Here is a 14,876-nt window from a genome sequence, read left to right as displayed (position 1 = left end):
GCCCATTCATCGCTTCACCGATTCACCGAAGGAAGGCAGCGGACGTGAGTCAGGTCCTGGACACGCCTCCCCCGCCCACGCCCCCGGCGACGACCCCGGTCGCCCCGGCCGAGGACGCCGCCGCTCTCGCCGCGCGGTACGGGCTGAGCGTCAGCGGCGCCCGCCCCTCGCTCCCCGAGTACGTGCGCACGCTGTGGCAGCGGCGCCACTTCATCACCGCGTTCTCCACCGCCAAGCTGACCGCGCAGTACAGCAAGTCGAGCCTCGGCCAGCTGTGGCAGGTGCTGACCCCGCTGCTCAACGCCGCCGTCTACTACTTGATCTTCGGCGTCATCCTCGGCCAGTCCCGGGGCATCCCGGACTTCATCCCGTTCCTGGTCACCGGGGTGTTCGTGTGGACGTTCACGCAGAGCTCGGTGATGTCCGGGGTGAAGGCGATCTCCGGCAGCATGGGCCTGGTGCGCGCGCTGCACTTCCCGCGCGCCTCGCTGCCGCTGTCGTACTGCCTGCAGCAGCTCCAGCAGCTGCTGTTCTCGATGGTCGCGCTGCTCGCGATCCTGCTGGCGTTCGGCGTCCCGCCGGCCTGGTCGTGGGTCCTGGTACTGCCCGTCCTGGCCCTGCAGTCGGTCTTCAACGCGGGCCTGGGCCTCGCCATGGCGCGGCTCGGCGCCCGCACCCCCGACCTCAACCAGCTGATGCCGTTCATCCTGCGCGTGTGGATGTACCTGTCCGGCGTGATGTTCAGCCTCAGCGACAAGCTGCCGAACACCGACCTGCCGGTGCTCCTCCAGCACGCCGTGCAGTGCAATCCGGTCGCGGTCTACATCGACCTGACGCGCTTCGCCCTGATCGACAGCTTCACCGCGGACAGCCTCCCGCCCCACGTCTGGGCCTTCGCCGTGGGCTGGGCGCTGCTCGCCGGAGTCGGCGGGTTCATCTACTTCTGGAAGGCAGAGGAGACGTACGGCCGTGACTGAGACCCTGACCGAGACGGCGCCCCGCACCGAGCGGCCCCCGCGGGACGAGCGCGTCCCCACCGTCGTCGTCGACGGCGTCGACATCGTCTACCGCGTCAACGGCACCGGCGCGGGCCGCGGCTCCGCGACCGCCGCCCTCAGCCGCATCCTCGGCGGCCGCAAGGGCCGCGCGAAGGCCGAGCGACGCTCGGGCGTGCGGAAGGTGCACGCCGTGCGGAACGTGTCGTTCACCGCGTACCGCGGCGAGGCCATCGGCCTGATCGGCACCAACGGATCCGGCAAGTCGACCCTGCTCAAGGCGGTGGCCGGCCTCCTGCCCACCGAGAACGGCCGCATCTACACCGACGGCCAGCCCTCCCTGCTCGGCGTCAACGCCGCCCTGATGAACGACCTCACCGGCGAGCGCAACGTGAAGCTGGGCGGCCTCGCCATGGGCATGAGCCGCGAGCAGGTCCGCGACCGCTACGACGGGATCGTCGAGTTCTCCGGCATCAACGAGAAGGGCGACTTCATCACGCTCCCGATGCGCACGTACTCGTCCGGCATGTCGGCCCGCCTGCGCTTCTCCATCGCCGCCGCCAAGGACCACGACGTCCTCCTCATCGACGAGGCGCTCGCCACCGGTGACGCCGCCTTCCGCAAGCGCTCCGAGCAGCGGATCAAGGAGCTGCGCGAGCGCGCGGGCACCGTCTTCCTGGTCAGCCACAGCAACAAGTCGATCCGCGACACGTGCGACCGGGTGCTGTGGCTGGAGCGCGGAGAGCTGCGCATGGACGGGCCGACGGAGGAGGTCCTCAAGGAGTACGAGGCGTTCACCAACCCGCCGAAGGCCACCGAGACCGCCAAGACCGCCAAAGCCCCGAAACAAGCAAAGACCGCACAGTAGGAACCTAGGGCCCCAAAAGCTCCTCTTCCCCCATGAGAACCACTAAAAGCACAACAGCGCTTACCCTTTTGTCCGTTTAGTGCAATTATGGTGCGTCGACTGGTGATCCGGGAGAGGACAAAGGAGCCCACGTGCAGGCGAGAACCCACCAGCCCCTGTTGAGCATCATCGTCCACGGACACGACATACAGGGTCTGCTCGGGGCCTGCCTGGACAGTGTCGCGGCCCAACTGCCCCCGGAGGCCGAGCTGTTGACGGCCGCCGTCGGCGCCACCGCGCAGGACGTGGCCGTGCGCGACGGCGGCACGGTCGTCCCGCTGCCCGAGGGCACGAGCGACGCCGAGGCGCGCGCGGCCGGGGCCGAGCGGGCGCAGGGCACCTGGCTGTGGTTCGTGCGGGCCAAGGACCGGCTGCCGGTGGGCGCGGTGCGCACCCTGCTCGACCGGCTGGCCGCGGTGCCCGACGAGGTGGACGTGGTGGTCATGGACCACGTCCGTTCGACGTGGCGGAGCACCGGCAGGTCCGGCGCCGACACGGGCCGGCTCGCCCGGGCGGGCCGCCGCGACGTCACCCTCGGCCGGGTCCCCGACCTGCTGCGGGTCACACCACTGCTCGGCAACCGCGCCCTGCGTGCCTCCTTCTGGCGCGCGCACGAGACCGAACTCGGCGACCCGGACGAGATGTTCGCCGCCCGCGCCGCGCTCACCCTCGCCGACCGGATCGCCTGCCTCGACCAGGTCACGGTCGACATGCGGCAGCTGCGGCGCGAGAGCCTGCCCCCGGTGACGGCCGAGCAGCGGTTCGGCCTGATCGATTCGTACGAGCGCCTGCAGCGCATGATGAGCGAGCGGGACACCCCGGCCCGCCCGCGCGCGGTCCTGTACGACCTGATGGCCACCGAGGCGATGCGGATCGTGGCGCGCGAGACGATGCCGGACGCGGTGGCGCGGGAGTTCTTCCACCGCGCGTCCGCGGCGGCCGTGCGCTGGAAGCCCGAGGGCTATCGCCGCCCCGGCGGGCTCGGCGGTGTGCGGCGCGGACTCCTGGAGGAGGACGCGTACACGAAGTACCGCGCGTTCCAGGCGGTCAACCAGCGGCGCCGCAAACTCAAGTCGGCCGTGCGCAACGGCAAGAAGCAGTTCGGGGCGAAGGTCCGCGACCTCCGCTACCAGCGGGCGCTGCGCGAGCCGGCCACCTCCGACCTGGCCGTCTTCTCCGCCTACTGGGACCGGGGCGTGGCCTGCAACCCGGCCGCGATCGCCGCGAAGCTCGCCGACCTCGCCCCGCACATCCACCCGGTGTGGGTGGTCTCGAAGGCCGCCGAACCCCTGCTGCCGCCCGGCACCGACCGCGTCGTGCCCGGCACCGACCGCTACTGGGAGGTGATGGCCCGCGCCACGTACCTCACCAACAACGTGAACTTCCCGAACGCGATCGTGAAGCGCCCGGACGCCGTCCACCTCCAGACCCACCACGGCACGCCGCTGAAGAAGATGGGCCTGGACCAGCGCGACTACCCGACGGCCTCCAAGGGCCTCGACTTCGACGCGCTGCTCGCCCGCGTCGACAAGTGGGACTACAGCGTCAGCGCGAACAGCCACTCCACCCGCATGTGGGAGCACGCCTACCCGTCCCACTACACGTCGCTGGACTACGGCTACCCGCGCAACGACGTGTACTACAACGCGACGGCCGCCGACATCCGCGCGATCCGTGAACGCCTCGGCATCGCGCCGGGCAGGCGCGTCGTGCTGTACGCCCCCACCCACCGCGACTACGAGGCGAGCTGGACCCCGCGCCTGGACCTGGCGGCCCTCTCCGACCGGCTCGGCGACGGCACGACGATCCTCGTGCGCGGCCACTACTTCTACGGCGGCACGGCGTCCCCGCTGGCGAGCCTGCGCCGCACCGGCCGCGTCCTCGACGTATCGGCGTACGACCCGGTGGAGGACCTCGCCCTCGCCTCGGACGCACTGATCACCGACTACTCGTCCATCATGTTCGACTACGCGAACCTGGACCGGCCGATCATCAGCTACGCCGACGACTGGGAGACGTACGCGGCGACCCGCGGCACCTACTTCGACCTGATGGCCGAGCCGCCGGGCCATGTGGCGCGCACCGAGGACGAGTTGACCGAGATCCTCGCCACGGACACCTGGAGCGACGAGGCGTCGGCCAAGGCGCGGACGCACTTCCGGCGCCGCTTCTGCGAGTTCGACGACGGCCGGGCCGCGGAGCGTGTCGTGCGCCGCGTCTTCCTCGGCGAGCGGGAGGAGAACCTGCCGCCGATCGTCCCCGTCGAGTCCCGCACCCCCGCCCCCACCCCCGAGGAGGCGAACGCCTGATGCCCGGCCCCACCCCCGACGTGACCGTCACGGTCATCGTCTTCAACGACGCCGAACGGCTCCCGCGCGCCGTCGCCTCGCTCCAGGCGCAGACGCACCGGAACATCGAGATCATCATCAGCGACGACCACTCGACGGACAACACACCCGAGGTGGCGAAGGAGTTGGCGGAGGCGGACCCGCGCGTCACCTACCTCCGCCTCCCGGAGAACAGCGGCGGCTGCAGCGCCCCGCGCAACCGCGCGATCGACATCGCCCGCGCCCCGTACCTGATGTTCCTCGACAGCGACGACGAACTCCCGCCTCGCGCCGTCGAGTTGCTGCTCGCCGCCCACCGGGAGAACCCGTCCCTCGACTTCACGATGGGCGCGGTGGAGCGGGTCCGGGCCGACACGGGCCGCCGCTCGACGTGGATGCCGCACCTGGTCACGGAGCGCCGCACGGTCACCGGGATCGAGGCGGAACCCGGCCTGTTCTTCGACCCCCTGTCGACGGACAAGATGTACACGCGCGCCTTCCTGGACCGCCACGACCTGCGCTTCCCGGAGGGCGTCCACTACGAGGACCAGCTCTTCTCGGCGCAGGCGTACAGCCTGGCGCGCGCGTTCACGATCATCCCCGAGCCGGTCTACCGCTGGTACATCGAGCCGTACGCGGCCGAGTCCGCGGCCTCCATCTCCAACCAGCGGCACAAGCTGACCAATGTCCGCGACCGCATCCGCGTACACGAACTCATCGACACCTTCCTCTCCGAGTGCGGCTGCAGCGCGGTCGTGCGCGAGGCCAAGGACTACAAGTTCCTCAAGCACGACTTCCGGATGTACGCGGGCGACCTGCCCTACCGGGACGACGAGTGGCTCGCCGAGTTCGCCGAGATCGTGAACCCGTACCTGACGGGGCTCGCCCCGGAGGCGTACGAGCGGCTGCCGCGCCCGGAGCGTGTCGTGCTCCAGCTGGTCCGCGACGGACGCCTGGCCGAGGCCCGGCTCGCGGCCCGCGGCCTCGGGCACGGGGTCGCGCCGCGCGAGGCGGTGGCGGACGCCTCGGGCACGCTCTACTGGGGTTCCTCGGTGCCCGCAACCGCCATGGGGCGTCGCGAACTGGACCTGTCCGAGCTGGCGTTGGACACCCGGCCGTTCCCCGGCGCGCAGTTCCGGCACGAGATCGTGTCCGTGCGGCGGGGGCCGGGACCGGCCTCGCTCGAACTGTCGGTGCGCACCTACGACCCGGGGCTGCGCCTGCTGGTCGGCCCGCAGGTCGCCTCGCTGCTCCTGACGCCCGGCCGCACGCGCATGACGCTCCGCTTCCGGCTCGACCCGGTGCGGCCGGGCCTCTTCGAGGGCCGGGTCCGCCTCGACCTGACCGAGGCGCCGCTGCCCACCCAGGGCTTCGACGGCCTGCGCCACCCGATGCTCCAGGTCCAGGCCCCCGGCGGCCTGCGCAACACGGGCCTGCTGCTGGCCCCGCTGGACTTCCCCTCGTTCACGGCCGAGGTGGACCGGCACCGGGTGACCGTCGAACCGGAGGGCCGCGGCGCCGGGCGCCTCCAGGTCCGGTGGCAGCCGGTCGGCATGACCGCGCGGGTGATCCGCCCCGTGGCCCGCAAGGTGGGCCGCAGCCGCACGGGCAAGCGGGTGCGGCGGGTGGCACGGCTGGTGGCGAGCGCCACGCGGTAGGCCGGGCGCGGCTGCGCTGTGACGGCCGACGGCCGGGCCTCACGGCCCGGCCGTTTCCCGTGCGCCGGGTCCGGAATCCGCTCCCGCCGTCCGCTCACCGCACCCGGTACAGCACCTGCCCCCGCGGCCCGACCGCCACCCGTTCCAGCGCCGGGTCCCCGGCCGGCAGTCCGCCGTCGCCGCCGTGCGCCATCACCCACCGCACCCCGTAGCGGCGCAGCACCTCGACGCGCTCCGCCCGCGAGGACCCGGACGCGAAGTACGTCCGTACCGCCGCGGCCCGCGCGTCCTCGTCGTCCAGGAAGAAGTCCGGGTATCCGGGGGCGACCGTGTACGCCCCGTACGCGGGGATCTGCCGGGCCGGGAACTTCTTGGCCAGGACCACGTCCCCGTACGCCACCCAGGGCGTGACCCAGTGGTAACCGCCCCACGGCGCCCGGTACTTGGCGGCTACGGCGGACGGCAGCGCGGACCGCGGCAGGACGTAGCCGAGGGTCCCCGACTGGGTCCACGCCCCGGCCACGAGCGCCACGGCCACCGCCCAGCCGAGACCGGCCCGCACCGCCCGTCGCGGCGCGCAGAACACCTCGAGCCCGGCCGCGACCTGCGCGGGCACCAGGACCGCGGGCAGCACCCGGCCCCACGACCAGTGGCCGCTCGCCCCGCCCGCCACGAACACGAGCAGCCCGAGCAGACAGAAGAGCACCAGCGGATCGCGGCGGTCACGGCGCCACCTGAGGACCAGCGCGGCCCCGCCGATCAGGGCCACCAGCCACAGCCGGGCGGCGAGTTCCCGGTACAGCGGGCGGTGGATGGCCTCCAGACCTGCCCCGGCGCCGAACAGTCCGAAGAAGGAGTAGTACGGCCACAGCGCGAGCAGGGCCACCCCGACGCCGAGCCCGGCCGCCAGCCGCAGCCAGGCCGCGCGGGGCGGCCACGGCCGGGTGCCCAGCACCATGGCGAGCGCCCCCAACGAGGCGACGACGCCGGTGAACTGGTGGCTGAGCAGGATCACCGCCCAGAGCACCCCGGCGCCCAGGAAGTGCGCCCAGGTGACCGCCCGCCGCAGCAGCGCCCACAGCCAGAACGACGCGCCGAGCGCGAACGTGCTCGGGTAAGCGAGGCACAGGGCAAGGGAGTTGAGGCCGGTGAGCCCGCTCCAGTTGAACAGCGTCGTGCCCCACAGCAGCACCAGGCACAGCAGCACGAGCCCGGTCACCGCCGCCCTGCGCCACCGCGGCGTCCCGCGCTCCAGGAACGTACCGACGAACGCCCACAGGCCGCCCGCCAGCACCCCGAGCGAGATCACCGCCGCGACGCGCAGGACCATGAACACCCCGAGCCCGGTCACCTTCGCCACGCAGCCGAGCAGCAGCGTCCAGGGCGTGTAGTACGGGCTCGGGACGTCGGCCGCGACCAGCGGGTCGCCGGGGTCGAGCAGATCGTGGCGCAGCCGCTCGACCGTGGCGGCGTGGACTCCCAGGTCGCCCGCCCACGGCAGCCGCGCCACGACCGCCAGGAGCAGGACGAGGACGCACCCGGCAGCGGCCCACACCAGGGCGCGGGCGGCAGCCGTCAACGGGCCCTCGCGCGCAGCTTCCACGGCATCGCCACGGACTCCAGCTGCACCATCAGGTTCATCTTGGACTCGCCGACGACGCGGTCCTCGAAGTGGATGGGGACCTCGACGATGCCGTAACCGCGGCGCAGCGCCCGGTACTTCATCTCGACCTGGAAGCTGTAGCCCGCGCTGTCCACGGACGCCAGGTCGATGGCGCGCAGCGCGTCCTCGCGCCACAGGTTGAAGCCGCCGGTGATGTCCCGCACCCGGGTGCCGAGGATGGTGCCCGCGTAGGCGTTGGCCCAGCGGGAGAGGAGTCTGCGGTGCGCGCCCCAGGCGTCGGAGAGGGTGCCGCCCTGCACGTACCGGCTGCCGATGGTCACCCCGGCCCGCGTCGACAGCGCGACGCCCAGCATCTCGGGGACCTTCGCGACCGGGTGGGAGCCGTCGGCGTCCATCTGCAGGACGTAGCGCGCCCCGTCCGCGACGGCCCGCCCCATGCCCGCCGCGTACGCGCGCCCGAGCCCCTCCTTGCCCGCCCGGTGCAGCACGCCGACGCGCTCGGCGCCGAACCTGCGCACGTACTCCTCGGCGATGTCGCCCGTGCCGTCGGGGCTGGCGTCGTCGACGACGAGCAGCCGCAGCCCCGGCAGTTCGAGCTCCATGAGCGCGTCGGCCATGCCGGGCAGGTTCCCCGCCTCGTTGTACGTCGGCATGACGACGGTGAGCGGGGTGGCGGACCAGTCGTCGGGCAGCACGACCGTGCGCCCCGCCGGCTGAGTCGGCTTCGGCGGCTTCGACGGCATGCGCTCTCCCTGGTCGGGTCGGTGATCAGTCATCAGACAATCAGGTCCACTTTAGACGCAATGTCATGAATTGCGGCGTAGCCGATGGCCTCGCGAAGGCAGAATACGGCGACGGACCACCGCCAACTCGGCGGAGAAGCACACCGGGTGAGGAATCGGGCGGGCCCCGGCGCCCCGGCGGCAGAACGACGGCGGGGCGCCCCCACAAGGGAGCGCCCCGCCGAACCGTGGAACGTACCGCGACCGTGCCGCCTACGAATGCGTGCGCAGCAGCGTACGCATCGTCCGCATCGCCACCGACAGATTCGCCAGGTCGAAGGCGTCCGAGCCCTGGATCTCCTCCAGGGTGGAGCGTGCCCGGCCCAGGATCGGCGCGTTCTTCTCCTCCCACGCCTTGAACCGCTGCTCCGGCGTGGACGTGCCGTTCCCGACCGCGAGCACGTCGGCGGTCAGGGCCGCGTGCGCCGCGTACAGGTCCTCGCGGATCGAGGCACGGGCCATCGACTGCCAGCGGTCGGCCCGCGGGAGTTCGATGATCCGGTCCATCATCTGGGTGATGCCGAGCCGGTCCGCCAGGTCGTAGTACACCTCGGCGACGGCCAGCGCGTCCTTGCCCATGCGGTCCGCGATCGCCACGATGTCCAGCGTCGGGAACGCCGACGAGAACCCGGCGACCCGCTGCGCGAGCTCCTCCGGCACCCCGACACCGGTCAGCTCGTCGAGGATGCCCTGGTACCACTCGGCGTCCGCGCCGCGGAGCATCTTCGGCATCTCGGCCCACACCTCGGCGACGCCGGCCTGGAAGAAGTCGATCGTCTCCGCCAGCTGGAGCGGCTGCGGCCGGTTGTTGAGCAGCCAGCGCGCACCGCGCTCGACGAGCCGCCGCGAGTGCAGCCGCACCCGCGTCTGGACGTCGGCGGCGACGACATTGTCGAGCGCCTCCACCGCGTCCCACACCTCGCCGAGCCCGAAGATCTCGCGCGCGGCGAGCTGCGCCCGCACGATCTCCTCCAGCGAGGCGCCCGTCTCCTCCCGCAGCCGGTGCAGGAAGGTCGAACCGCCCGTGTTCACCGTGTCGTTGACGAGGACCGTCGTGATGATCTCGCGGCGCAGCGCGTGCGCGTCGATCGCCTCGCTGTACCTGTCACGCAGCGCCTGCGGGAAATAGGCGTGCAGGAGGCGACGGAGGTACGCGTCGTCCGGCAGCTCCGTCTGGATCAGCTCGTCGGCGGCCGTGATCTTCGTGTACGCGAGGAGCACGGCGAGCTCGGGCTGGCTGAGCCCCCGCCCGTTCGCGAGGAGTTCCTTGATCTGCCGGTCGCTCGGCAGGAACTCCAGGCCGCGGTCGAGGTGGCCCTGCTTGCCCAGGCGGCGCATGAAGCGCTGGTGGGCGTGGAGCAGGGACGACGACTGCGCCTCCGCGTTGCCGAGGGCGGTGTTCTGCGCGTAGTTGTTGCGCAGCACCAGGTGGCCGACCTCGTCGGTCATCTCGGCGAGCAGCTTGTTGCGCTGCTTGACGGTCATGTCGCCCTCGGCGATCAGCCCGTTGAGCAGGATCTTGATGTTGACCTCGACGTCCGAGGTGTTCACACCGGCGCTGTTGTCGATGGCGTCGGTGTTGACCTTGCCGCCGGTGCGGGCGAACTCGATGCGGCCGAGCTGGGTCGCGCCCAGGTTGCCACCCTCGCCGATGACCTTGGCGCGCACGTCCTGGCCGTCGACGCGGATGGCGTCGTTGGCCTTGTCGCCGACGTCCGTGTTCGACTCCGCGGCCGCCTTCACGTACGTACCGATGCCGCCGTTCCACAGCAGGTCGACCGGCGCCTGGAGGATGGCCTTCATCAGCTCGGCGGGCGTCATCTTGGCGGCGCCCGACTCGATGCCGAGTGCCTCCCGGATGTGCGCGTTGAGCTGGATCGACTTGGCGGAGCGCGGGAAGATGCCGCCGCCTGCCGAGATCAGCTCCTTGTTGTACTCGGCCCACGAGGAGCGCGGCAGCTCGAACATCCGGCGCCGCTCGGCGTAGGACGTCTCCGCGTCCGGCTTCGGGTCGATGAAGATGTGCCGGTGGTCGAAGGCCGCGACGAGCCGGATGTGCTCGCTCAGCAGCATGCCGTTGCCGAACACGTCACCGCTCATGTCGCCGACGCCGACGACCGTGAAGTCCTCGGACTGGGTGTCGACGCCCAGCTCCCGGAAGTGCCGCTTGACGGACTCCCAGGCGCCGCGGGCGGTGATGCCCATGCCCTTGTGGTCGTAACCGGCCGAGCCGCCGGAGGCGAAGGCGTCGCCGAGCCAGAAGTTGTACGACTCCGCGACCCCGTTGGCGATGTCCGAGAAGGACGCGGTGCCCTTGTCGGCCGCGACCACCAGGTACGTGTCGTCCTCGTCGTGCCGCACGACGTCGGCCGGCGGCACGACCTCGCCCGCCACCAGGTTGTCGGTGATGTCGAGCAGCGCCGAGATGAAGGTCTTGTACGACGCGACGCCCTCGGCCATCCAGGCGTCCCGGTCCACACTCGGGTCCGGGAGCTGCTTGGCGACGAAGCCGCCCTTGGCGCCGACCGGCACGATGACGGTGTTCTTCACCATCTGCGCCTTCACCAGGCCGAGGATCTCGGTGCGGAAGTCCTCACGCCGGTCGGACCAGCGCAGGCCACCGCGCGCGACCTTGCCGAAGCGCAGGTGCACGCCCTCGACGCGCGGCGAGTACACCCAGATCTCGTACGCGGGCCGCGGCTCGGGCAGGTCGGGGATGGCCTGCGGGTCGAGCTTCATGGAGACGTACGTGTGCGGCTTGCCGCCGCCCGCCTCCTGGAAGAAGTTCGTGCGCAGGGTCGCCTTGATGACGGTGAGGAAGGACCGCAGGATCCGGTCCTCGTCGAGCGAGGCGACCTGGTCGAGCGCCCCGTCGAGCTCCTCCAGGAGCCCGTCGGTCAGCTCGGTGCCGGCGCGCTGGCGGTCCGGCGACATCCGGGCCTCGAACAGCGACACCAGCAGGCGCGTGGTGTGGACGTTGTTGCGGAGGGTGTCCTCCATGTAGTCCTGGCTGAACGTGGAGCCCGCCTGGCGCAGGTACTTGGCGTACGCGCGCAGCACCATCGCCTGCCGCCAGTTCAGACCGGCGCGCAGGACCAGGGAGTTGAAGCCGTCGTTCTCGGCGGCGCCGGTCCAGGTCGCGGCGAACGCCTCCTGGAACCGCTCACGGCCGTCGGCCCCGAGGTCGTCGCCGTTGCCGTTGACCGGCTTCGGCATCCGGAGCCCGAAGTCGTAGATCCAGGCGGTCGCGCGGTCCGAGCAGCGCAGCTCGTACGGGCGCTCGTCGGTGACCTCGACGCCCAGACGCTGCAGCACCGGCAGGACGGCGGAGAGCGAGACGGGCGAACCGGTCCGGTAGATCTTGAAGCGGCGCTCGCCGGGGGCGGCGCCCACGGGCTCGTACAGGGAGAGCGCGAAGTCCTTCTCGCCGTGGCCGAGCTGCTCCAGGTGGACCAGGTCGGCGACGGCGGCGCGCGGCGTGTGGTCGGCCTTGTAGCCCTCGGGGAACGCCTGGCCGTAGCGGCGAAGCAGTTCGGCGGCGCGCTCCTCGCCGCACTCGGCGTTCAGCGCCTCGGCGAAGCCGTCGGCCCAGGAGCGGGCGGCCTCGACGAGCCGGGCCTCGATGCGGTCGCTGTCGGCGTCGGTCAGCGCGGGCAGTTCGGTGCCCGGCGCGACGCGGACGACGAAGTGCAGGCGGGAGAGGATCGACTCGGTGTTCCAGGCGGTGAAGTCGACGCTGGTGCCGCCGAGCTCCTCCTTCAGGATGTCGATGATCCGCAGCCGGACGCCGGTGGTGTAGCGGTCGCGCGGCAGGTAGACGAGGGCCGAGTAGTAGCGCCCGTACTCGTCCTTGCGCAGGTACAGGCGCAGCCGGCGCCGCTCCTGGAGGTAGAGCACGGAGGTGACGATGGACCGCAGCTCGTCGGCCGGGGTCTGGAAGAGCTCGTCGCGCGGGTACGTCTCCAGGATCTGGAGCAGGTCGCGGCCGTCGTGGCTGTTGGGCGTGAAGCCCGCGCCCTTGAGGACCTCGGCGACCTTGCGGCGCACGACGGGGACGCGGCGGACGCTCTCGGTGTACGCGGCCGAGGAGAAGAGGCCGAGGAAGCGCCGCTCACCGACGACGTTCCCGTTCTCGTCGAACTTCTTCACGCCGACGTAGTCGAGGTAGCTCGGCCGGTGCACGGTGGCGCGGCTGTTGGCCTTCGTCAGGACGAGGAGCTTGTGCTCGCGGGCCTTGGCGCGGGCGTCGGCCGGCAGCCGGTTGAAGGACGGGGACACCGGGTGGTGGTCGTCGGCGTCGTGCTGCGGGTCGGCCCGCAGGATGCCGAGGCCGGTGCCGGGGACGGCGGACAGCGAGTCGTCGTCGCCCAGGTCGTACTCGCGGTAGCCGAGGAAGGTGAAGTGGTCGGCGGCCAGCCAGCGCAGCAGCTCGCGGGCCTCCTCGACCTCCTGGTCGCGCAGGTCGCCCGCGGTCGGCTCGCTCGGCAGCTCGTCGGCGATGCGCAGCGCCGAGTCGCGCATCTTCTCCCAGTCCTCGACGCACTCGCGTACGTCGGACAGGACGCGCAGCAGGTCGGCGGTGATCTGCTTCAGGTCGGCCCGGTCGGTCTCGCGGTCCATCTCGACGTGGATCCACGACTCGACGAGCACGTCGTGCCCCTCGGCGGAGGAACCGGCCGGAAGCACCTCCTGGAGCTTGCCGGCGACATCACGGCGCACGACGACCTGCGGGTGGATCACCACGTGGATGCCCCGGCCCTGCCGCGACAGCTCATTGGTCACGGAGTCCACGAGGAACGGCATGTCGTCGGTGACGACCTCGACGACGGAGTGGCTGCACGTCCAGCCGTTCTCCTCGACCGTCGGGGTGTGCACCTTCACGTTCGCCGTGCCCTGTGGGCGGTTCTCGGCAAGCCGGTAGTGCGAGTACGCGGCCCCGAAGACGTCGACCGGGTCACGGTCGCTCAGGTCCTCCGGAGCGGTGTGCAGGTAGTAGCGCTGGAGGAACGCGAGCACGGTGTCCTGATCAGGCGTGCCCTCGCCCATCGGTAGGTGCCCCCCTACCGGGCTGTTCTCAGCTACCCGGGCGGCCCGTTCGAGCAGCTCGGCCTTGGCTTCGTCCAGCTTGGTCTGCATTGTCCTCTGGCTCCTGTCGCGCGCCGTTGCGTGACGTAGACATGAATGGCTCGACGTAACGCCGCGACGCGGGGTGTCCGGTCTGCATCGACGTTATGCCGGATTGGGAGAAGAGCGGACGGTAATGCGCCATTTTCAACGAACTGGCCATCCGCCGGAAACGATCAGCGTCTGCGCGCCGGGCACGGTCGCTGTGGCGACCCGTGGGCTCCCGGCGCGGGCAGGGGGCGACGATGCCCCCGCGAGATATCGCGCTGATCACGGGAGTAAGGCTATCGCTCCTGACCGGTCCCCCGTCATGAGCCGCATGTGTACAAAACCAGCGGTCGAACTTTGACACTCTGCACAGAACCGGGCCCCTTGCCAGGGCTCATGGGCGGCGGCACCTTGGGCACGACGGCGTCACGGCGGCGGACACCGACCCGTCCGGCCCGAGACCAACAGGGGAGTGTGTGACCGATGGCACCCAGGATCCTGATCGTGACCGGCGACGCGGCGGAGTCGCTGGAAGTCCTCTACCCGTACCAGCGGCTGATCGAGGAGGGCTACGAGGTCCACATCGCGGCGCCCACCCGCAAGCGGCTCCGCTTCGTGGTCCACGACTTCGAGCCGGGCTTCGACACGTACACGGAGAAGCCGGGGTACACCTGGCCGGCCGATCTGGCCTTCTCCGAAGTCGACCCGGGCCAGTACGCCGCCCTGGTGATCCCCGGCGGCCGCGCCCCCGAGTACCTGCGCGGCGACGGCGAACTCCGCAAGATCATCAAGTCCTTCTTCGACACCGACCGGCCCATCGCCCAGATCTGCCACGGCCCGCTCCTGACGGCGGCCGTGGACGGGCTGCGGGGCCGGCGCGTCACGTCGTACCCGGCGCTGGAGATGGACATGCAGGCGGCCGGCGCCACGTTCCAGGACGCGGCGGCGGTGGTCGACGGCACCCTGGTCTCGTCACGGTCCTGGGTGGACCACGCGCACTGGATGCGGGAGTTCCTCACGGTGCTGCGGGCCAAGGCCCCGGCGGTCTGACGCCTCCGGCCGGCGTATGCGGTGGCTGCCCCGCCGACGAGGGCAGCCACCGAGGTGTGCCGCGCCCCCGGGCGCCACGACGGAGGGCCGTTGCCACGACAGCCGTGGGGAGTTGACCATTACTGCCCGACGCTCCGCCGCACCGCTTCCTCCCGAAGGACAGCGACACCCCTACAGCTTCGCGGTCCCCCGCCCCACGAACATCGGTATGCCCGGAGACAGGTATACGCATATGGGGGCGGCGGCGATCCTCCGTATACCTAGGCGGGCAGGAGGAAACCGCGCGAAGAGCCCCATCAGGGGCGCAGGCCTGCACCCATCAACGGCTCCGCCGCGGGACGCGAAAAGCCCCGCCAGGGGCGCGGGGAACTGCGCGAGAAGCCCCACCGAGCCGCACCCGCGAGACGAACAGCAACCCGGC

At 71.4% G+C, this 14,876-nt stretch carries 8 protein-coding genes; 5 read left to right on the top strand and 3 right to left on the bottom strand.

What is annotated here, in order from left to right:
* The first annotated feature begins 44 nt into the window (after nucleotides 1–44).
* The 4 genes from B072_RS0111090 (at nucleotide 45) to B072_RS0111075 (ending at nucleotide 5,887) form a co-directional block, all read left to right on the top strand.
* Entirely contained in the window at nucleotides 45–977 is a 933-nt protein-coding gene (locus tag B072_RS0111090; RefSeq protein ID WP_018530010.1) for an ABC transporter permease, read from the top strand.
* Nucleotides 970–1,863: an ABC transporter ATP-binding protein gene (locus B072_RS42955; protein ID WP_018530009.1), complete on the top strand. Its 894-nt coding sequence runs from the start codon at nucleotides 970–972 to the stop codon at nucleotides 1,861–1,863. The genes B072_RS0111090 and B072_RS42955 overlap by 8 nt, the downstream gene beginning before the upstream one ends.
* Before the next feature lie 131 nt (nucleotides 1,864–1,994).
* On the top strand, nucleotides 1,995–4,211 hold the full coding sequence (locus tag B072_RS0111080; protein WP_051127152.1) for a CDP-glycerol glycerophosphotransferase family protein: 2,217 nt from the start codon (nucleotides 1,995–1,997) through the stop codon (nucleotides 4,209–4,211).
* A complete protein-coding gene (locus tag B072_RS0111075) occupies nucleotides 4,211–5,887 on the top strand; it encodes a glycosyltransferase (protein WP_018530007.1) in 1,677 nt (558 codons plus the stop codon). Before B072_RS0111080 ends, B072_RS0111075 begins: the two co-directional genes overlap by 1 nt.
* Before the next feature lie 94 nt (nucleotides 5,888–5,981).
* Here the strand turns inward: B072_RS0111075 and B072_RS0111070 are convergent, their stop codons facing one another.
* The 3 genes from B072_RS0111070 to B072_RS0111060 form a co-directional block, all read right to left on the bottom strand.
* Entirely contained in the window at nucleotides 5,982–7,490 is a 1,509-nt protein-coding gene (locus tag B072_RS0111070; RefSeq protein WP_018530006.1) for a hypothetical protein, read from the bottom strand.
* Nucleotides 7,463–8,254 (bottom strand): polyprenol monophosphomannose synthase, encoded by a 792-nt coding sequence (locus B072_RS0111065; RefSeq protein WP_018530005.1) that lies wholly within the window; start codon nucleotides 8,252–8,254, stop codon nucleotides 7,463–7,465. Before B072_RS0111065 ends, B072_RS0111070 begins: the two co-directional genes overlap by 28 nt.
* Before the next feature lie 252 nt (nucleotides 8,255–8,506).
* Nucleotides 8,507–13,429 (bottom strand): NAD-glutamate dehydrogenase, encoded by a 4,923-nt coding sequence (locus B072_RS0111060; protein WP_018530004.1) that lies wholly within the window; start codon nucleotides 13,427–13,429, stop codon nucleotides 8,507–8,509.
* Between the two features lie 459 nt (nucleotides 13,430–13,888).
* Here B072_RS0111060 and B072_RS0111055 point away from each other — a divergent pair, with 459 nt between their 5' ends.
* Nucleotides 13,889–14,455: a DJ-1/PfpI family protein gene (locus tag B072_RS0111055; RefSeq protein ID WP_018530003.1), complete on the top strand. Its 567-nt coding sequence runs from the start codon at nucleotides 13,889–13,891 to the stop codon at nucleotides 14,453–14,455.
* The last annotated feature ends 421 nt before the right edge of the window (nucleotides 14,456–14,876 follow it).

It is taken from the genome of Streptomyces sp. HmicA12, from assembly GCF_000373565.1.
Classification (GTDB): Bacteria; Actinomycetota; Actinomycetes; order Streptomycetales; family Streptomycetaceae; genus Streptomyces.
The sequence above is the reverse complement of the archived record's forward strand: the minus strand, read 5'-3'. Positions and strand labels throughout refer to the sequence as shown.